17 protein-coding genes and 2 tRNA genes are annotated in these 17,979 nt (G+C 72.8%); 9 read left to right on the forward strand and 10 right to left on the reverse strand.

Going from position 1 to position 17,979, the window contains the following annotated elements; genetic code table 11:
- Positions 1–4 precede the first annotated feature (4 nt).
- From ACFWPI_RS09685 to ACFWPI_RS09695, 3 genes are all read left to right on the forward strand, one after another.
- Positions 5–1,588, forward strand: a complete 1,584-nt coding sequence (locus tag ACFWPI_RS09685) for a hypothetical protein (protein WP_380369798.1) — start codon at positions 5–7, stop codon at positions 1,586–1,588.
- Positions 1,589–1,807: 219 nt separating this feature from the next.
- Complete coding sequence (locus tag ACFWPI_RS09690) at positions 1,808–3,427, forward strand: N,N-dimethylformamidase beta subunit family domain-containing protein (RefSeq protein WP_380369800.1); 1,620 nt, start codon at positions 1,808–1,810, stop codon at positions 3,425–3,427.
- Between the two features lie 73 nt (positions 3,428–3,500).
- A complete protein-coding gene (locus ACFWPI_RS09695) occupies positions 3,501–4,400 on the forward strand; it encodes a phosphoribosylaminoimidazolesuccinocarboxamide synthase (protein WP_063348514.1) in 900 nt (299 codons plus the stop codon).
- Positions 4,401–4,431: 31 nt separating this feature from the next.
- Here the strand turns inward: ACFWPI_RS09695 and ACFWPI_RS09700 are convergent, their stop codons facing one another.
- From ACFWPI_RS09700 to ACFWPI_RS09730, 7 genes are all read right to left on the reverse strand, one after another.
- Complete coding sequence (locus ACFWPI_RS09700; protein ID WP_380369805.1) at positions 4,432–5,052, reverse strand: response regulator; 621 nt, start codon at positions 5,050–5,052, stop codon at positions 4,432–4,434.
- Positions 5,053–5,080: 28 nt separating this feature from the next.
- A complete protein-coding gene (locus ACFWPI_RS09705; protein WP_380369807.1) occupies positions 5,081–6,313 on the reverse strand; it encodes a sensor histidine kinase in 1,233 nt (410 codons plus the stop codon).
- Between the two features lie 103 nt (positions 6,314–6,416).
- Entirely contained in the window at positions 6,417–7,250 is an 834-nt protein-coding gene (locus ACFWPI_RS09710) for an ABC transporter permease (protein ID WP_063348517.1), read from the reverse strand.
- A complete protein-coding gene (locus ACFWPI_RS09715; RefSeq protein WP_380339112.1) occupies positions 7,247–8,260 on the reverse strand; it encodes an ABC transporter ATP-binding protein in 1,014 nt (337 codons plus the stop codon). The genes ACFWPI_RS09710 and ACFWPI_RS09715 overlap by 4 nt, the downstream gene beginning before the upstream one ends.
- Positions 8,261–8,418: 158 nt before the next feature.
- Positions 8,419–8,494: transfer RNA gene (locus ACFWPI_RS09720), tRNA-Gly, on the reverse strand.
- Between the two features lie 39 nt (positions 8,495–8,533).
- Positions 8,534–8,606, reverse strand: a tRNA-Gly gene (locus ACFWPI_RS09725).
- A gap of 137 nt (positions 8,607–8,743) precedes the next feature.
- The gene (locus ACFWPI_RS09730; RefSeq protein ID WP_063348519.1) at positions 8,744–9,061 is read right to left on the reverse strand and encodes an Lsr2 family protein; all 318 of its coding nucleotides are present in this window, start codon (positions 9,059–9,061) and stop codon (positions 8,744–8,746) included.
- Between the two features lie 467 nt (positions 9,062–9,528).
- Here ACFWPI_RS09730 and purS point away from each other — a divergent pair, with 467 nt between their 5' ends.
- The 4 genes from purS (at position 9,529) to ACFWPI_RS09750 (ending at position 13,681) form a co-directional block, all read left to right on the forward strand.
- On the forward strand, positions 9,529–9,783 hold the full coding sequence (purS, locus tag ACFWPI_RS09735) for a phosphoribosylformylglycinamidine synthase subunit PurS (RefSeq protein ID WP_045692676.1): 255 nt from the start codon (positions 9,529–9,531) through the stop codon (positions 9,781–9,783).
- Positions 9,780–10,481, forward strand: a complete 702-nt coding sequence (gene purQ, locus ACFWPI_RS09740; protein ID WP_363579827.1) for a phosphoribosylformylglycinamidine synthase subunit PurQ — start codon at positions 9,780–9,782, stop codon at positions 10,479–10,481. Before purS ends, purQ begins: the two co-directional genes overlap by 4 nt.
- Positions 10,481–12,736 carry a phosphoribosylformylglycinamidine synthase subunit PurL gene (gene purL, locus ACFWPI_RS09745; RefSeq protein WP_380369812.1) on the forward strand — a complete coding sequence of 752 codons (2,256 nt, stop codon included), beginning with the start codon at positions 10,481–10,483 and terminating at the stop codon, positions 12,734–12,736. Before purQ ends, purL begins: the two co-directional genes overlap by 1 nt.
- 117 nt (positions 12,737–12,853) lie before the next feature.
- Positions 12,854–13,681 (forward strand): sterol carrier family protein, encoded by an 828-nt coding sequence (locus tag ACFWPI_RS09750; protein WP_380369815.1) that lies wholly within the window; start codon positions 12,854–12,856, stop codon positions 13,679–13,681.
- Positions 13,682–13,700: 19 nt separating this feature from the next.
- Here the strand turns inward: ACFWPI_RS09750 and ACFWPI_RS09755 are convergent, their stop codons facing one another.
- Positions 13,701–14,579 carry a DUF3152 domain-containing protein gene (locus tag ACFWPI_RS09755; RefSeq protein WP_380369818.1) on the reverse strand — a complete coding sequence of 293 codons (879 nt, stop codon included), beginning with the start codon at positions 14,577–14,579 and terminating at the stop codon, positions 13,701–13,703.
- 122 nt (positions 14,580–14,701) lie between these two features.
- Between ACFWPI_RS09755 and ACFWPI_RS09760 the strand changes: the two genes are divergently transcribed.
- Positions 14,702–15,121, forward strand: coding sequence for a DUF3151 domain-containing protein (locus ACFWPI_RS09760; protein WP_063348524.1), 420 nt, complete (start codon positions 14,702–14,704; stop codon positions 15,119–15,121).
- A gap of 114 nt (positions 15,122–15,235) precedes the next feature.
- Here the strand turns inward: ACFWPI_RS09760 and fbaA are convergent, their stop codons facing one another.
- The gene (gene fbaA / locus ACFWPI_RS09765; protein ID WP_063348525.1) at positions 15,236–16,258 is read right to left on the reverse strand and encodes a class II fructose-bisphosphate aldolase; all 1,023 of its coding nucleotides are present in this window, start codon (positions 16,256–16,258) and stop codon (positions 15,236–15,238) included.
- Positions 16,259–16,600: 342 nt separating this feature from the next.
- On the opposite strand from fbaA, the gene ACFWPI_RS09770 reads away from it, so the two are divergent.
- A complete protein-coding gene (locus ACFWPI_RS09770; RefSeq protein ID WP_079135742.1) occupies positions 16,601–17,320 on the forward strand; it encodes a DedA family protein in 720 nt (239 codons plus the stop codon).
- 101 nt (positions 17,321–17,421) lie between these two features.
- Here ACFWPI_RS09770 and pyrE read toward each other — a convergent pair whose 3' ends face one another.
- Positions 17,422–17,958, reverse strand: coding sequence for an orotate phosphoribosyltransferase (gene pyrE, locus ACFWPI_RS09775; protein WP_063348526.1), 537 nt, complete (start codon positions 17,956–17,958; stop codon positions 17,422–17,424).
- Between the last annotated feature and the right edge of the window lie 21 nt (positions 17,959–17,979).

The raw sequence follows: 17,979 nt of genomic DNA on the forward strand, positions 1-17,979 counted from the left end.
CCGTATGGCCGCAGTCGACACCGCGCGCGCTCACGCCCAGGCGGTCCTGCGGGTCCGAGGTCTCGCCCTGGCCGCCGCCGTCATGCCCGCCGCCGTCGCGGTGGTCCTGCTCGCGGGTCGGTTCACCGGGCGGATCGGCGCACCCGGCTCCTCCGACGCCGCCGGGTGGGACGCCGCCCGCTGGGCGGTCTGCGCAGTGGCCGCGCTGACCCTCCTGGTGGCCGGGCTGACCGCCCGCGCCTACCACCGGGCCGTCCCGCCCCGGACCCCGGCCGTCCCGCTGAAACGCGTCGAGGCGCCCGAGCTGTACCGGCTGATCGACGAACTCGCCGACCGGCTGGACGTGCCCGCGCCCTCCGCGGTGGCCCTCACCCCGGACTGCGACAGCTGGCTGGAGGACGTGCCGCAGGCGCGGCGGGCCCGCCCGCTGCGGCCGCACCCCGAGCCGCCCGGTCCGGTCCTGGTGATCGGCTCGCCCTTCCTGTGGTGGATGCGGGCCGGCGAACTGCGCGCCCTGCTCGCCCCCGTGGTGGCCGGCACCGCGGCCTCCGCCGACCCGGAGATCGCCGCCGCCCGCCGCTTCCTGCGCAGCCTGGACGCCAGCCTGGACTCCGGCCGGAGCGCCGCCCCCGGCCTCGGCGGCGGCACCCTGGCGGGCCCGCCCCGGCCGGAGCGCCGCGGTCCGGCCGCGCTCGCCGAGCGGATCACCCGCGGGATCACCCGTCGGCTGCTCGGCGCCTGCCGCGGCCACGCCGCCGAGCTGGAGCGCTCCGTCGCGAGCTGGGCCTCCGAGCAGGCCAGGACGGTCGACTACGGCCTGCGGATCGCCGCCCAGGAGCAGGTCGGCCTGGCCTACGCGGGCTGGGACCGGCTGCTCACCCGGGTCGCGCTGCCCGCCTGGCGGCTCGGCCGCCACCCCGCCCACCTCAACGCCGGCGTCGTCTCCGCCCTCACCGAGCTGTCCCGGCGCGACCGCCTGGCCGACGGCTACGGCACCCGGCTCGGCGACCGCCCCGCCTGCGACCTGCTGGAGGAGCCCGGCACCGTCGACCGGGCGGTCTCCCGGCTCGCCGCCGAGCTGTTCTTCGGCAGCCCGGCCGCCGGCGCCTGGCACGAGCTGGAGTGGACCGACTACCCGGCCGACGTGGTGGACGCCGGCTGGCGGGCCCGTGCTGCCGCCCTCCAGACCGCCCTGGACCGGCTCGCCCCGCAGGCCCGCCCCGGCTCCCCGACGCTCACCCGGCTGCTGGTCCGGCTCGCCGAGGGCGAGGGGGAGCAGCTGGCCGCCGCGCTGGCCGCCCAGCTGGCCCGCACGACCGCCCCGGCCCCGCTGCTCGAAACCGCCCGCAGCGGCCGTGACCTGCTGGTCGACCACGTCACCGCGATGGTCTGCTGCGCCGCCGTGGACACCGCGGGCGGCGCGCCCGGCCTGGACTGGCTGGACGGTCCGGTGCTGCTGTTGGGCGGGATCCGCCGTACCGACCTGGCCGGGCCGGTCGCCCAGGCCGTCGAGCAGGGCCAGGACGGCCCGCTGCGGGCCTGGCTGGACGCCGCCGACGTCCGTCTGGAGAAACCCGTCCGGTTGTGAGCCGGACAGGCGGCGCTCGGCGCTCCGGCGCGCGCCCCCAAACCGACCGGCGGGCGGCCGTCTTCGCAGGCCGGAGGCCCGGCCGGGGGAGGGCGTGAGATTCCCGGCACCAATTGCGACCACAGGGTGACGGAGCGCCAGCACTCTGTGGTGTATTAGACCGCACGCACATCCGGGGGGCACGTGCCAACCGGGCGGAAGTGCACCTGGGAGGGGCGCGTGGGCACGGAACTCAACCGCCGCTGGGAGTCCGGAACGCACGCTTACAGCGTCTCCGACCCCTTCGGCCAGGGCCCGCTGCCCTGGCTGCGCAGCCCGGACCAGTACCTGGCCGGCGCCGAGGGCGCCGTCCCCTGGTACGTCTCGGTGGACGCGCCCGGCCAGCGGCCGCTGGCGGTCGGCGCCCGGCCCAAGCCGCCGGTCGGCACCCCGCAGAGCGCCAACGACGTGGACCAGCAGATCAAGGGCTTCGCCTCGGCCGGGGTGATCCGCCCCGGCGGTTCGGTGGACTTCCGGGTCACCGTCAACCCGCCCCGCGAGTTCACCGTGGACGTCTGGCGGATCGGCCACTACGGCGGCGACGGCGCCCGCCACATGACGTCCAGCCCGCTGATCGCCGGGCTGGCCCAGCCCGCCCCGCTGGTGGTCGAGCGGACGGTCTCCTGCCACCACTGGTGGCACTCCTGGCGGTTGCAGATCCCGGTGCACTGGAAGCCCGGCGCGTACGTCGCCGTGCTGACCACCGCGGACATGCTGCACCGCAGCCACATCCCGTTCACCGTCCGGGACTTCGAGGACCGGGAGCACGCCGCCGAGCTGCTCCTGGTGGTCCCGGACGTGACCTGGCAGGCCTACAACCTGTTCCCCGAGGACGGCCGCAGCGGCGCCAGCCTCTACCACGCCTGGGACGGCCGGGGCGGCCTGGTCGGCGAGCCGGAGGCAGCCGTCACGGTCTCCTTCGACCGCCCGCACGCCACCGCCGGGCTGCCGCTGCACGTCGGCCACGCGTACGACTTCATCCGCTGGGCCGAGCGCTACGGCTACGACCTCTCCTACGCCACCGCCACCGACCTGCACGCGGGCCTGGTCGACCCGGGGCGGCACCGGGCGCTGATCTTCCCGGGCCACGACGAGTACTGGTCCGAGCCGATGCGCCGGGCCGTCGAGCAGGCCAGGGACGACGGCACCTCGCTGGTGTTCCTGTCCGCCAACACCATGTACTGGCGGGTCGAGCTGACCGCCGCCGCCTCCGGCGAACCCAACCGGCTGCTCAACTGCCGCAAGCGGCAGAAGGTCCAGCCGGGCAACCCGGCCGTCGGGGTGCCCGGTTCGGCCAGCGCGCTGTGGCGGGACGCCGGCGAGCCCGAGCAGCAGGTGCTCGGCCTGCAGTACTCGGGCCGGGTCGCCGCGCCCGTCCCGCTGATCGCCCGGCACACCGCGCACTGGCTCTGGGACGGCACCGGCTTGCAGGAGGGCGACGAACTGCCCGGCCTGGTCGCCGGCGAGGCCGACCGCTACTACCCCAAGGTGGCGCTGCCCGAGCACACCGAGCGGGTGCTGCTCGCGCACTCGCCGTACCAGGACCTCGGCGGCCGCACCCGCTACCAGGAGACCTCGCTGTACCGGGCGCCCAGCGGCGCGTACGTGTTCGCGGCCGGCACCTTCGCCTGGTCGCCCGCGCTGGGCCGCCCCGGCCTCACCGACGAGCGGATCCAGCGGGCCACCGCGAACCTGCTCGACCGCCTCGGCAAGAACGAGCCCGCCCCCGGCAGGAACGGTGCCGCCCTCGGCCGGAGCGGGGCCGCCCTCGGCCAGAAACGGGGCCTCGGGGGTTCGTGAAAGACTGCGGGGGCAGTGACCTCCCCTTTCGCGCGCCCCACGCCCGCGAACGACCCCTGAGGACTGAGACACCTTGAGCGGATTTGTCACCAAGCCCGAGCCGGTCCAGGTGCCCGGCCTGGTCCACCTGCACACCGGCAAGGTGCGCGACCTCTACCGGACCGAGTCGGGCGAGCTGGTCATGGTCGCCAGCGACCGGATGTCCGCCCACGACTGGGTGCTGCCGAACGAGATCCCCGACAAGGGTCGCGTCCTCACCCAGCTGTCCCTGTGGTGGTTCGAGCGGATCGCCGACATCGTCCCCAACCACGTGATCTCCACCGAGGTCCCGTCCGGCGCCCCCGCCGACTGGAAGGGCCGCACGCTGATCTGCCGCAGCCTGGACATGGTCCCGGTCGAGGCGGTCGCCCGCGGCTACCTGGCGGGCTCCGGCCTGGCCGAGTACCAGGAGAACCGCACGGTCTGCGGCATCGCCCTGCCGGAGGGCCTGGAGAACAGCTCCGAGCTGCCCGCCCCGATCTACACGCCGGCGCTCAAGGCCGAGGTCGGCGAGCACGACGAGAACGTCTCCTACGAGGAGACCGCCCGCCGGATCGGCGCCGACCTGGCCGCCCAGCTGCGCCGCACCACCCTGGACGTCTACGGCCGGGCCCGGGACATCGCCCGCGACCGCGGCATCATCCTGGCCGACACCAAGTTCGAGTTCGGCCTGCTGGACGGCGAGCTGCTGATCGGCGACGAGGTGCTCACCCCGGACTCCTCCCGGTACTGGCCGGCCGACGAGTGGCAGCCCGGCCGCTCGCAGCCGTCCTTCGACAAGCAGCTGATCCGCGACTGGCTGGTCTCCCCGGCCTCCGGCTGGGACCGCTACAGCGAGCAGCCGCCGCCGGAGCTGCCGGCCGAGCTGGTCGAGCAGACCCGCGCCAAGTACATCGAGGTGTACGAGCGGCTGACCGGCACCGCCTGGGCCTGACGCCCGGCCGCCCGCGAGCCGGTGCCCGGACCTAGATCCAGCCGTGCTCGCGGGCGATCCGCACCGCCGCGTGCCGGTTCTCGGCGCCCAGCTTCCCGGCCGCCGAGGACAGGTAGTTGCGGACGGTGCCGGGGGACAGCGCCGCCCGTTCGGCGATCTCGGTGATCGAGGTGCCGTCGGCGGCCAGCTCCAGGACGTCCGTCTCGCGCGGGGTGAGCGGGGTCTCGCCCGCGCTGATCGCGTCCGCGGCCAGCTCCGGGTCCACGTACCGGCCGCCGGCCCGGACGGTCCGGATGATGCCGGCCAGGTCGGCCGCCGAGACGGTCTTCGGCAGGAAGCCGCGCACCCCGACCTCCAGCGCCCGCTTGAGGTAGCCGGGGCGGCCGTGGCCGGTGACGATCATGCAGCGGCAGTCCGGCAGCAGCCGGCGCAGTTCGGTGGCCACCTCGATGCCGTCCTTGCCGGGCATCTGGAGGTCCAGCACCGCGACGTCCGGGCAGTGGGCCTGCGCCATCGCCAGCGCCTCCGGGCCGGAGCCGGCCTCGGCGACCACGGTGATGTCCTCCTCCAGGGAGAGCAGCGCGGCCAGCGCGCCCCGGATCAGGTGCTCGTCGTCGGCGAGCAGGACGCGCACGGGTGCGGGGTCGGTCATCGGGCGGTCCTCCGTCGGTGGGTGCGGGTCAGAGCGGTACGGCGGCGAGCATCCGGAAGGTGCCCTGGGCGGTCTCGGGGATGGTCAGTTCGCCGTCGTGGGCGGCCAGCCGCTCGCGCAGGCCGCGCAGTCCGGTGCCGCCGCCCTGCGAGGGGAGCGGGACGGCGGGCACCCCGTCATTCTCCAGCTCCAGGACGGCGCGGCCGTCCTGGAGGTCCAGCCGGATCAGGCAGTGGGCGGCCTCGCTGTGCCGCAGCACGTTGGTGGTGGCCTCGCGGATCACCCAGCCGAGCACCGACTGGATCGGCGGCGGCAGTTGGTCGGCGTTCTCGCCGAGGTCGATCTCGCAGGCGACGTCGGCGCTGCGGAGCACCGCGCGGGCGCCGATCGCCTCGGCGTGCAGGTCGGCGGTGCGGTAGCCGCGGATGACGTCCCGGACCTCGCGCTGCGACTCCTGGGCGATCCGCTGCACCTCGGCCATCTGGTCGGCGGCCTCCGGGCGCCCGCGGCGGGCGAACTGGACGGCGAGTTCGCTCTTGAGCGCGATGGTGGTGAGGTTGCGGCCCATCACGTCGTGCAGGTCGCGGGAGAACCGCAGCCGCTCCTCGGCGACGGCCAGCCGGGACTGGGCCTCGCGGGCGGTCTCCAGTTCCCAGATGATCGCGGTCACCCAGGCGAAGCTGCGGCAGGTGCCGACGAGGGCGGTCAGGCTGATCGCCGCCCCGACCGCCAGTCCGGCCGTGGTGGCGGGGCTCACCCCGGTCAGCAGCATCGCCGGGGCGGTCAGCAGGATCAGGCCGAGTCCGGCGGGGAAGACCTGGCGCAGGGGCAGGCCCACGCTGATCGGACCGATGGCGGCGCACAGCATGGCGATGGCGATCGCCGCGGTGAACGGAGTCCCTCCGGGCTGCCCGGATTCGGCGGCGGACGGGCCCAGCAGCAGGACGGCCCAGGAACCGGCGACCGAGAGCGCGCTGTTGACGATCAGCCAGCGCAGGTGCTCGGTGGGGCGGTGCAGGTAGTGGTCGAGCGAGGTGCGGAACGCCCGGAGGCAGAGCAGGGTGGAGGCGAGCGAGACGACCAGGGTGACCCGGACGGCGCCGACCGACCGGTCGAGGTTCGCGACGGAGGAGGCGCTGAGCACCAGGTTCACCGGAACGATACACCAGGCCACCATGTAGAGCGACCAGCGGAAGTACAGCTCGGCGCGTTGGGGCTTGCCGAAGCCCTTCCATCTGCGAACCGGCCCCTGGACGGCCATCGAATCGCTCCCCGTATCGATCAAGATCGTGTCGCTACCTTCATATCAGAGGCGGAACGGGGGTCTGACCTTCGCACTTCCAGAGAGGGCGCCCGCCGGGGCGTCAGCGGCGCGACTCCCAGCGGAAGTAGCGCACCGCGCCCCAGACCGCCAGGCCGAGCCAGACGGCGCCGGTCACCAGGTGCGGGGCGGCGGTGGACCAGGTGCCGGCGAAGCCGGTGGCGGCGGCCGAGCCGTCGCTGCCGGTCCAGCCGATCCGGATCAGCTGGAAGGCCGGGGTGGTGGGCAGCAGGCGGCAGAAGTCGGCCAGCCCGGGGGGCATGATCTCCAGCGGGATGAGCAGGCCGGAGCCGAACTGGGAGACCAGCAGCACCGGGAGGGTGGTGATGCCGGCGGTCTCGACGGTCTTGGTGAAGGCGCTGGAGATGGCGGCCAGTGCGATGAAGACGGCGATGCTCAGGACCAGCCCGACGGCCAGCAGCAGCGGGTTCACCGGCGTGCTGAGCTTGAGGAGGGCGGCTGCGCCGACGCCGACCACGGCGCACATCATCAGGGCGAGGCTCACCGAGGGCACCGCCGTGCCGGCCAGGATCTCGATGTCCCGGGCCTCGCCGGTGCGCAGCCGCTTGAGCACCAGCTCGTTGCGGCGGGCGACGTACGCGGCGGTCAGGTTGTAGTAGACGACGAAGGCGAGGATGCCGCCGATGGTGCCGGTGATCAGCAGCGTGTCGACGTCCAGTCCGGGGTGGGACTCGGCCTGCTGCTTGAGCATGTTGCGCCGGCCGGCGATCAGCAGCAGCGGCAGCAGCAGCGCGGTGAACAGGGCGGCCCGGTTGCGCAGCAGCAGGGTGGCCTCGGCGCGGCCGAGGGAGAGCAGCCGGCGGGCGGTGGTGCTCTGCGGGCCGGCGGCGGTCTTGGCGGCGGTGGCGGTGGTCATCGGGCGGATCCGATCAGGCGGCGGCGGGCGGTGCGGGCGGTGGGGGCGGCAGGCGACTGGGGCGGGGCCTGGTGGGCGGCCTCGGAGGCGATGGCGAGGAAGGCCTCCTCCAGCGAGGCGCTGCGGGCGTCCAGGGAGCCGAGCGCGATCCCGTGCTGCTGGGCCCAGCCGAGCAGTTCGAAGAGGGTGCGCTGGAGGCCGCCGGTCTGCACGGTGACCTTGCGGCCGTCGACGGCGATCTCGGCCCCGGCGAGGACCGGCAGCGCGGTCCCGGTGAACTCGGGGAGGTCGAAGCTGATCCGGGAGGGCCGGCCGGCGATCACCTCGGCTACGGTGCCGGTGGTGACGACCCGGCCGCCGTGCATGATGGCCAGCCGGTCGGCGAGCTCCTCGGCCTCCTCCAGGTAGTGCGTGGTGAGCAGCACGGTGGTGCCCTGGGCGCGCAGTTCGCGGACCAGCCGCCAGACGGCGGCGCGCGCCTCGGGGTCGAGGCCGGTGCTGGGCTCGTCCAGGAAGAGCACCTCGGGGCGGCCGAGCAGGGCCATCGCGAGGTCGAGCCGGCGCCGCTCGCCGCCGGACAGCTGCTTGACCCGGACGTCGCGGCGGTGGCCGAGGCCGACCAGCTCCAGGGCCTCGTCGACCGGGCGGGCGCCGCTGGTCATGCCGGCCCAGCTGCGGCCGGTCTCGGCGATGGTGAGGTCGCCGGGGAAGCCGCCCTCCTGGAGCATGATGCCGATCCGCGGGCGGACGGCGGCGCGCTCCCGGTGGGGGTCGTGGCCGAGCACCCGGACGGTGCCGCCGGACGGGGCGGCCAGGCCCTCGATGAGCTCCATGGCGGAGGTCTTGCCAGCCCCGTTGGTGCCGAGCAGGGCGAACAGCTCACCGCGGCCGACGGTCAGGTCGATGCCGCGGACGGCGTGGTAGCCGGTGGTGCCGGTGCCGTAGTGGCGGTGCAGGTCGGTGACCTCGATCACGCTGTCGCCGGGGCGCAGGGGCTGGCTCGTTTCCATGGCTCAAGCCTTCCGCCTCCCCGGTCGGGCGGGCAGTGCGCGCCGTCATGAGCCGGCGGTGGAGATCCACGGGTCGGCGATGACAAATGTCATGGGCCCGGGATCAAGGTGGTGCGGGAATGCCGAAAGGCCCCCTCGATCGAGGGGGCCTTTCGTTCTGGAGCGGACGACGAGATTCGAACTCGCGACCCTCACCTTGGCAAGGTGATGCTCTACCAACTGAGCCACGTCCGCAGGTCTAACTATGGAGTTGTGCTGTGCTCGCGCACTGCGAGCGGACGACGAGATTCGAACTCGCGACCCTCACCTTGGCAAGGTGATGCTCTACCAACTGAGCCACGTCCGCACGGTGCCTGGTGGGGCACCCGCCGCCTCTTCGGATCTCTCCGTTGCGGCGACGAGGATTACTCTACAGCATCGTTCGGGGTGGTCGCCCCACCCTTTCGGTCCAGGCGGGCGGGGCGACCGGGGTGCCCGGGGCGGTCAGTTCGCCTCGGCGAACTGCTCGTACACGTGCTTGGGGATGCGTCCGCGGGCCGGCAGCTCCATGCCGCGCGACAGGGCCCAGGCGCGCACCGCGGCCGGGTCCGGGGTGAGCGCGGTGCGGCGGAAGGACTTTCCGGTGCGGCTCTGGCGGCGGCCGGCCGCGACGAACGGAGCGAGGGCCTCCCGCAGCTTTTCCGCGTTGTCCACGGACAGGTCGATCTCGTACGACTTCCCGTCGACGCCGAAGTGGACGGTTTCCGCCGCGGCGCCGCCGTCCAGGTCGTCGGAGAGCGTGACAACTACACGCTGAGCCATGGGTGTCAATCCTCTCGGGCAATTCGGCCGCCGGTCCGCGGGGTGCGTCCGGGGGCCTGATGTGCACCACTCGCGCAAGCGCATACGGGCAGGCCTGGTGGCCCGCCGGATACGCAGCACTTGCCGCGACAGGTGGCCCTATTCTGCACCCGAAGGGGGTCGAAATCGAAGAGTCCGGCATTCTTTTCCGGATATTCACGTGTCTTCGCCGGAGTGCCGGATACCGGAGTGCGGGACGGGTCGATCTGTCCCGGAGTGCCGTATTCGGGTGTTCTTCGGGTGTTCTCGTTCCGGGGGCCGAATCCGTGGAAACCGCACGGCCCGGCCGGGGGTTCACGGGCGTGGATCCCTTGCCGCGTAAGGGTCTCGGGTCTACGCGCGTCGCCTGCCCCGGCCAGCAATCCCGCCCGAAACCCCCGGTAGTCTGGAGTTCCCCCGCCTCACCGAAGACACCACCGGGAGTGCCAGTGGCACGCGTCGTAGTCGACGTCATGCTCAAGCCGGAGATCCTCGACCCCCAGGGCCAGGCGGTGCAGCGTGCACTGCCCCGTCTCGGATTCACCGGGATCGCCGACGTCCGCCAGGGCAAGCGTTTCGAGCTGGAAGTGGAGGGCCCGGTCGACGACGCCGCGCTCGCCCGTATCCGCGAAGCCGCCGAGACCTTTCTCGCCAACACCGTGATCGAGGACTTCACCGTCCGCGTCGAGGAGGCGGCGAAGTGACCACCCGCGTTGGCGTCGTCACTTTCCCCGGCTCCCTCGACGACCGTGACGCCCAGCGCGCGGTCCGCCTGGCCGGCGCCGAGCCGGTCGCGCTCTGGCACCGTGACAAGGATCTCCACCAGGTCGACGCCGTCGTCCTGCCGGGCGGATTCAGTTACGGCGACTATCTGCGCTGCGGCGCGATCTCCCGCTTCTCGCCCGTGATGGACACCGTCATCGAGCAGGCGAAGCTGGGAATGCCGGTCCTCGGTATCTGCAACGGCTTCCAGGTGCTCTGCGAATCGCACCTGCTGCCCGGCGCGCTCACCCGCAACGACTCGCTGCACTTCGTCTGCCGCGACCAGAAGCTGCGCATCGAGAACACCGGTACCGCCTGGACCCGGGATTACTCGGCGGGCCAGGAAATCGTCGTTCCGCTGAAGAACGGCGAGGGCCGGTTCGTCGCCGAGGAGCGCGTCCTGGACCAACTGGAGGCGGAGGGCCGGGTGGTGGCCCGTTACGTGGCCCGCGGCGATGCCGCTGACGGATGCGGTAACCCGAACGGTTCGTACCGCGACATCGCCGGCATCACCAACGCCGCCGGCAATGTCGTCGGCCTGATGCCGCACCCGGAGCACGCCGTGGAGCCGCTCACCGGTCCGACCGTCGAGGGCCTGGGCTTCTTCACTTCCGTCCTGAAGCAGCTGGTGAACGCCTGATGAGCCTCGACACCGTCAAGAACGCCGAGCAGACCCCGGACGTCGCCCAGCCCTGGGCCGAACTCGGCCTCAAGGAGGACGAGTACACGCGCATCCGCGAGATTCTCGGCCGCCGCCCGACCGGCGCCGAACTCGCGATGTACTCGGTCATGTGGTCGGAGCACTGTTCGTACAAGAGCAGCAAGGTCCACCTGAAGCAGTTCGGCGACAAGAAGCCCGACTCGGACGCGATGCTCGTCGGCATCGGCGAGAACGCCGGTGTGGTCGACGTCGGCCAGGGCTACGCCGTGACCTTCAAGGTCGAGTCGCACAACCACCCGTCGTACATCGAGCCCTACCAGGGCGCGGCCACCGGCATCGGCGGCATCGTGCGCGACATCCTCGCGATGGGCGCCCGCCCGGTCGCCGTGATGGACCCGCTGCGGTTCGGTGCGGCCGACCACCCGGACACCCGGCGGGTGCTGCCCGGGATCGTCGCGGGCATCGGCGGCTACGGCAACTGCCTGGGCCTGCCGAACATCGGCGGCGAGGTCGTCTTCGACTCCTGCTACCAGGGCAACCCGCTGGTCAACGCGCTGTGCGTGGGCGTCATGAAGCACGAGGACATCCACCTCGCGCAGGCCTCCGGCGCCGGCAACAAGGTCATCCTGTACGGAGCCCGCACCGGCGGCGACGGCATCGGCGGCGTCTCCGTGCTCGCCTCCGAGACCTTCGACGACAGCAAGCCGACCAAGCGCCCGGCCGTCCAGGTCGGCGACCCGTTCCAGGAGAAGCTCCTGATCGAGTGCACCCTGGAGATCTTCCGGGAGAAGCTCGTCAAGGGCATCCAGGACCTGGGCGGCGCCGGCCTGTCCTGCGCGACCTCGGAGCTGGCGAGCGCCGGCTCCGGCGGCATGCGGGTCGAGCTGGACACCGTGCCGCTGCGCGACAACACGCTCTCGCCCGAGGAGATCCTCATGAGCGAGTCGCAGGAGCGCATGTGCGCCATCGTCGAGCCCGGCAAGGTCGACCGCTTCCTGGAGATCTGCGAGAAGTGGGACGTCATCGCCACCGTCATCGGTGAGGTGACCGACGGCGAGCGCCTGGAGATCTTCTGGCACGGCGAACTCGTCGTCGACGTGCCGCCGCGCACCGTCGCCCACGAGGGCCCGACCTACCAGCGCCCGTACGCCCGCCCGAGCTGGCAGGACGCGCTGCAGGCCGACGCCCCCACCGGCGAGCGGCTGGCCCGCCCGACCACCGGCGAGGGCCTCAAGGCCGACCTGCTGAAGGTCGCCGGCTCCCCGAACCAGGCCTCCAAGTCCTGGATCACCGACCAGTACGACCACTACGTGCTCGGCAACACCGTGCTCTCGGTCGGCGAGGACTCGGGCATGATCCGGATCGACGAGGAGACCAACCTCGGCGTCTCGGTCGCCACCGACGGCAACGGCCGCTACACCAAGCTGGACCCGTACACCGGCGCCCAGCTGGCCCTCGCCGAGGCCTACCGCAACGTCGCGGCCGGCGGCGCCAAGCCGCTCGCGATCTCCGACTGCCTCAACTTCGGCTCCCCCGAGGACCCGGACGTGATGTGGCAGTTCGCCGAGGCCACCCGCGGCCTGGCCGACGCCTGCCTGGTGCTCGGCACCCCGGTCACCGGCGGCAACGTCTCGCTGTACAACCAGACCGGCGAGGTCGCCATCCACCCGACCCCGGTGGTCGCGGTGCTCGGCGTCATCGACGACGTCACCCGGCGCACCCCGGCCGCCTTCGCCGAGGAGGGGCAGCTGCTCTACCTGCTCGGCGACACCGCGGACGAGCTCGGCGGCTCGGCCTGGTCGCAGGTGGTCCACGACCACCTCGGCGGTCTGCCGCCCAAGGTCGACCTGGAGCGCGAGCGGCTGCTCGGCGACATCCTGATCGCCGCCTCGCGCGACGGCATGATCGACGCCGCGCACGACCTCTCCGACGGCGGCCTCGGCCAGGCGCTCGTGGAGAGCTGCCTCAAGGGCGGCCACGGCGCGCGGATCATCGTGCCCGAGGGCGCGGACCCGTTCGTGTTCCTGTTCTCCGAGTCGGCCGGCCGCGCCGTCGTGGCGGTGCCGCGCAGCGAGGAGCTCCGGTTCAACGACATGTGCACCGCGCGCGGCCTGCCGGCCACCCGCATCGGTGTCGTGGACGGCGAATCCCTGGACGTCCAGGGCCAGTTCACCGTCTCGCTGGCCGAGCTGAAGGACGCCCACACCGGCGTCATCGAGGCTCTGCTCGCCTGACCCGCACGGTTCGAGGGGCGGAGGGTCCGACGGGGCCGTCCGCCCTTCGGCGTGTGCGGGGCTGTCCGCACCCCGGTGCAGGCGGGGCTGTCCGCCCCTCGGCGTATGTTGAGGGCCATGCCCCCCAAGCCCCGTACCTACCAGCCGCAGAAGGTGCGCACCGCGCTCGCGGCGCAGACCGGCGCGCTGCGCGACGCCGTCCGGCAGCTCTGTGAACGCCCGGACGCCGAGCAGTGGTTGGCCCGGCCGACCAGGCTGGGGGAGTGGACGGTCCGCGAGCTGATCGCGCACCTCGCCGTCCAGCTCGACTTCGTCCCCGAGCACCTCGACGATCCGCTGGAGGGGCGGGCGCCGTTGGACCTGCCGGGGTGGGTGGCCGCGGTCGGCACGGTCGCGCCGCTGCTCGACGAGCAGGCCCGGGCGAGGGCCGCCGGCGACTTCGGCGGGGACGCGGCTTCGGTGGCGCAGGCCTTCACCCGGGCGGCGGACGCGCTGACCGGCCTGCTGGACCGGCCCGAAGCCGCCGACCCGGTACGGCGGTTCGAGATCCGACTCGGCTCGATAACCCTCGCCGACATGCTGGTGACCAGGCTGGTGGAGACCGTCGTGCACGCCGACGACCTGGCCGCCGCGCTCGGCCTCGACGGCTTCCCGCACGACCGCCAGGCCGTCGCCGCCGTCACCCGGCTGCTGGCCGACGCCTTCGCCGACCGCACGCCGGGCGGCGCGGTCGAGCTGCGGATCCCGCCGTACGCCGTCGTGCAGGCCGTCGAGGGCCCCCGGCACACCCGGGGCACCCCGCCGAACGTGGTCGAGACCGACCCGCTGACCTGGATCCGGCTGGCCACCGGCCGGGCCGACTGGGCGGCCGCGGTGGACGCGGCGGCGGTCTCCGCCTCCGGCGAGCGCAGCGACCTGCGGGAGTACCTGCCGGTGCTCGGGTAGCCGCGCTTCAGGGGGCGTCCTACGGCACCGACGGCCCGCTGAGGTAGGTGCCGTTCTCCGAGTACGGCCAGGCGTTCGGCTCGCAGCCCTTGAGCCCGTAGATCTGCTGCATCATCGCGGGCGCCGGCTTGCCCGGGCCGGGGCAGGTCTCGTGCCCGTGGCCTATCCGGTGGCCGACCTCGTGGTTGATGATCAGCGCCCGGTACTCGTCGAGCGGGCCGCTGAACTGCGGTGAACCGGTGTTCCAGCGCTTGGAGTTGACGAGCACCTGGTTGCCGACGTTGCAGTTCACCTCGCCGTGGGTGTCCAGGCCGGAGGCGCCGCAGATCCGGTCCACGGTGGCCGGCGAGGCGATCTTCACGGTGAAGTCGTACCCGCCGCCGGCGACCAGCTGGAAGCCGTTCTTGCGGTCGTTGGTCCAGCCGCGCTTGTCGCCGAGGAAGCCGTGGATCTGGGCGGCGGCGGAGGCGGCGTCGATGCCTATGCCGTCCTCGACCTCCACCCGGTAGCGGCGCACGGTGCCGCGTCCGACCGGCTGGGCGGTGGCGGCGGCGATGCTGAAGGTGCCCGCGCCCTTGGCCGGGCCGGGGTCGGGCGTGGTGGGGGCGGGCGGCGAGGGCGGGGCGGGGGGCTCGCTCGGGGTGTCGGTCGGCGTCGGGGTCGGTGTCGGGCCGGCGGGCGAGGGGGCCTGTTCGGTCGGCGGGGCGATCCGCGCCTGGGCGGTCGGCCCGCCGTCGGGCGCGTCCGAGGAGCGGGTCAGCACGACCGCCGTACCGCCCAGCACCGCCACCGCCGTGACCAGCGCCGCGAGCATGCCGGGCCCGAGCCGGCGCGGCGGCCGGCGGCGTCGGCGGCCGCGGGCACTGCTGCTCCTGGCGGCGGATCTGGCTGCGGGCATGATCGACACCCTGACATGGCGAACGGGTGAATGTCCACATACCGGGTATGCAGGCGCCCGGCGGCCGCCGCCGATCCCGGGACGGCGGTTGACCCTGGCGTCTCGGGTGGCAGACTGCCTGCATGGCGATTCACCGGAATCTTCTCGACGGCCCCGACCCGACCCTTCTCCCGGAGGACGAGCAGCCCTACCGCATGCTGGCGGAGGAATCGGCCTCACCCACCCAGGTGGCCGCCGACTTCCCGACCTTCTGCCTCGCCTGGGCGATGCTCGCCGACGACGCCTACGCGGCCGGCCGCTACGTCGAGTCCTACGCCTACGCCCGCACCGGCTACCACCGCGGCCTGGACGCACTGCGTCGCAACGGCTGGAAGGGCCACGGCCCCGTGCCGTGGGAGCACCGCGGCAACCGCGGCTTCCTGCGCTGCCTGGCGGGGCTCGCACGGGCGGCCGGCGCGATCAAGGACACCGAGGAGGAGGCCCGCTGCTGGCAGTTCCTGAAGGACAGCAGCGCGGAGGCGTACGCGGAGCTGAAGCAGTAGACCCGCACGGCTGCCGAGGCAGCAGACCCACAACACAGGTGCGCCCCCCGGTGAAGTCCACCGGGGGGCGCATCCGCGTTCACACGGTGGCCGGGCTCAGCCCGGCCGCCGGGCTCACTTCAGGCGGTTGCCGGCCGATCGCAGCTGCTGCGCGGCCTCCAGCACGCGGGCGGCCATGCCCGCCTCGGCGAGCTTGCCCCAGGTGCGCGGGTCGTAGGTGTTCTTCTTGCCGACCTCGCCGTCGACCTTCAGCACGCCGTCGTAGTTGCGGAACATGTGGTCCACGACCGGGCGGGTGAAGGCGTACTGGGTGTCGGTGTCCAGGTTCATCTTCACGACGCCGTTCTCCAGCGCGGTGGCGATCTCCGCCGCGGTCGAGCCCGAACCGCCGTGGAAGACGAAGTCGAACGGGTCGGTCTTGCCGTACTGCTTGCCGATCGCGTCCTGCAGCTCGCGCAGCAGCTCCGGCTTCAGCACGACGTTGCCCGGCTTGTAGACGCCGTGCACGTTGCCGAACGAGGCGGCCAGCAGGTAGCGGCCCTTCTCGCCCAGGCCCAGCGCCTCGGCGGTGCGCACGGCGTCGTTGACGGTGGTGTACAGCTCGTCGTTGATCTCGTGCGTGACGCCGTCCTCCTCGCCGCCGGTCGGGGTGATCTCGACCTCAAGGATGATCTTGGCGGCGGCGGCCTGGGCCAGCAGCTCCTGGGCGATCGCCAGGTTGTCGGCGAGGGTCTCGGCCGAGCCGTCCCACATGTGCGACTGGAACAGCGGGTTCTGGCCCTTGGCCACGCGCTCGGCGGAGACCGCCAGCAGCGGGCGGACGTAGCCGTCCAGCTTGTCCTTCGGGCAGTGGTCGGTGTGCAGCGCGACGGTGATGTCGTACTTGGCGGCGACGATGTGCGCGAACTCGGCCAGCGCCACGGCGCCGGTCACCATGTCCTTGTTGTGCTGGCCGCCCAGGAACTCCGCGCCACCGGTCGAGATCTGGATGATGCCGTCGCTCTCGGCCTCGGCGAAACCACGCAGTGCGGCGTGCAGCGTCTGCGACGAGGTGACGTTGATGGCCGGGTAGGCGAACTTGCCCGCCTTGGCCCGGTCCAGCATCTCGTTGTAGACCTCGGGAGTTGCGATGGGCATGCGATCCGCTCCTGTCGGGTTGCGGCGTACGGACGGTGCTGTCCGACGCTGTGTACGCCTTCGGTACGACTCCGTGCCGGCCGCCGACGCGCGGCGCTGCGGTGTGGCTCTCCGGCACCAAGGTTCGAGCGACCTCCGCGGTACGGCAATGAGGGTGGTGTGCCGCTGCGGACCGGACGCCCGTGCCATCCTCCCAGACTCGTGCCCGCAGGTCAGCAGGAGCCCGCCAGTCGGACCGTCGCCGGCGACGACGCGGACGGCCCGCTCCTACGACGTTCGGCGGACACCGGATACACCTGCCGGGCGAAGCCTCCGGACAGAACGGCCAGCTATCCTGCGGCCGTGGACTACAACCAGCTGGCCGTCAACCTTCTCGACGCCAAATCACTGATCTCGTCCGTCGGCGCCATCGGGCTGATCGCGATCATCTTCGCGGAGACCGGCCTGCTGGTCGGCTTCTTCTTCCCGGGTGACTCACTGCTGATCATCGCCGGCGTCGCGGCGTCGAACGCCGCCTCGTCGGTGCTCGGCGACGGCGCCAAGCTGCCGATCGCCGTCCTGCTCGTCGGCGCCCCGGTGGCCGCGGTCGCGGGGGCCCAGCTCGGGCACCTGATCGGGGTCAAGGTCGGGCCGAAGATGTTCGACAAGCCCGAGTCGAAGATCTTCCGCCGCGAGTACGTGATGAAGGCGGAGGAGTACTTCAACAAGTTCGGGCCCGGCAAGGCCGTGGTGCTGGCCCGCTTCATGCCGATCGTCCGGACCTTCCTCAACCCGGTCGCGGGCACCCTGGAGATGCCCGCCCGGACGTTCTTCCTGTGGAACGTCGTCGGCGGCGTGCTCTGGACCGAGTCCATGCTGCTGATCGGCTACTTCTTCGGCGACGCGCTCGCCCCGGTGATCGACAAGTACCTGATCCCGGCGGTGCTGCTGATCGTCCTGCTCTCGATCTCGCCGATCCTGATCGAGGTCCTGCGCGAGCGCAAGAAGCGGAAGGCCGGCGGCGCCGTGGAGAGCACCGAGGCCGACGCCGTGCAGAGCGGCGGCCGCCACCGGCGCGGCTGAGCACCGGGGCTTCGCGCAGCACACGCGAAGGGGCCGGGTCCCGTCTCACGTTTCACGTGAAACAGGACCCGGCCCCTTCGTGCTGTCAGGTCCGGCCGGGCTCAGAGGCCCAGGTCGTCCAGGTCGTAGGCGGTCACGTACGGCAGGCCCTGCGCCTCGACCGCGGCCGCGCCGCCGCGCTCCACGATCACCGCGACGCCGACCACCTCGGCACCCGCCTCGCGCAGCGCCTCGACGGCGGTCAGCACCGAGCCACCGGTGGTGGAGGTGTCCTCGACCGCCAGCACCCGGCGGCCCTTGACCTCCGGGCCCTCGATCCGGCGCTGCAGGCCGTGCGCCTTGCCCGCCTTGCGGACCACGAAGGCGTCCAGCTCACGCCCGCGCGCGGCGGCGGCGTGCAGCATCGCGGCGGCCACCGGGTCGGCGCCCAGGGTCAGACCGCCGACGGCGTCGTACTCCAGGTGCGAGGTCGCGTCCAGCATCACCCGACCGACCAGCGGGGCGGCCTGGCCGTCCAGCGTGATCCGGCGCAGGTCGACGTAGTAGTCGGCCTCCTTGCCGGAGGAAAGGGTGACCTTGCCGTGTACGACGGCCTTGTCCTTGATCTGTGCCAGCAGGGCGTCGCGGTCGTTGCTCATGAGCGTCCAGTCTAGGCCCTC

It is taken from the genome of Kitasatospora sp. NPDC058492 (assembly GCF_042720685.1).
GTDB lineage: Bacteria > Actinomycetota > Actinomycetes > Streptomycetales > Streptomycetaceae > Kitasatospora.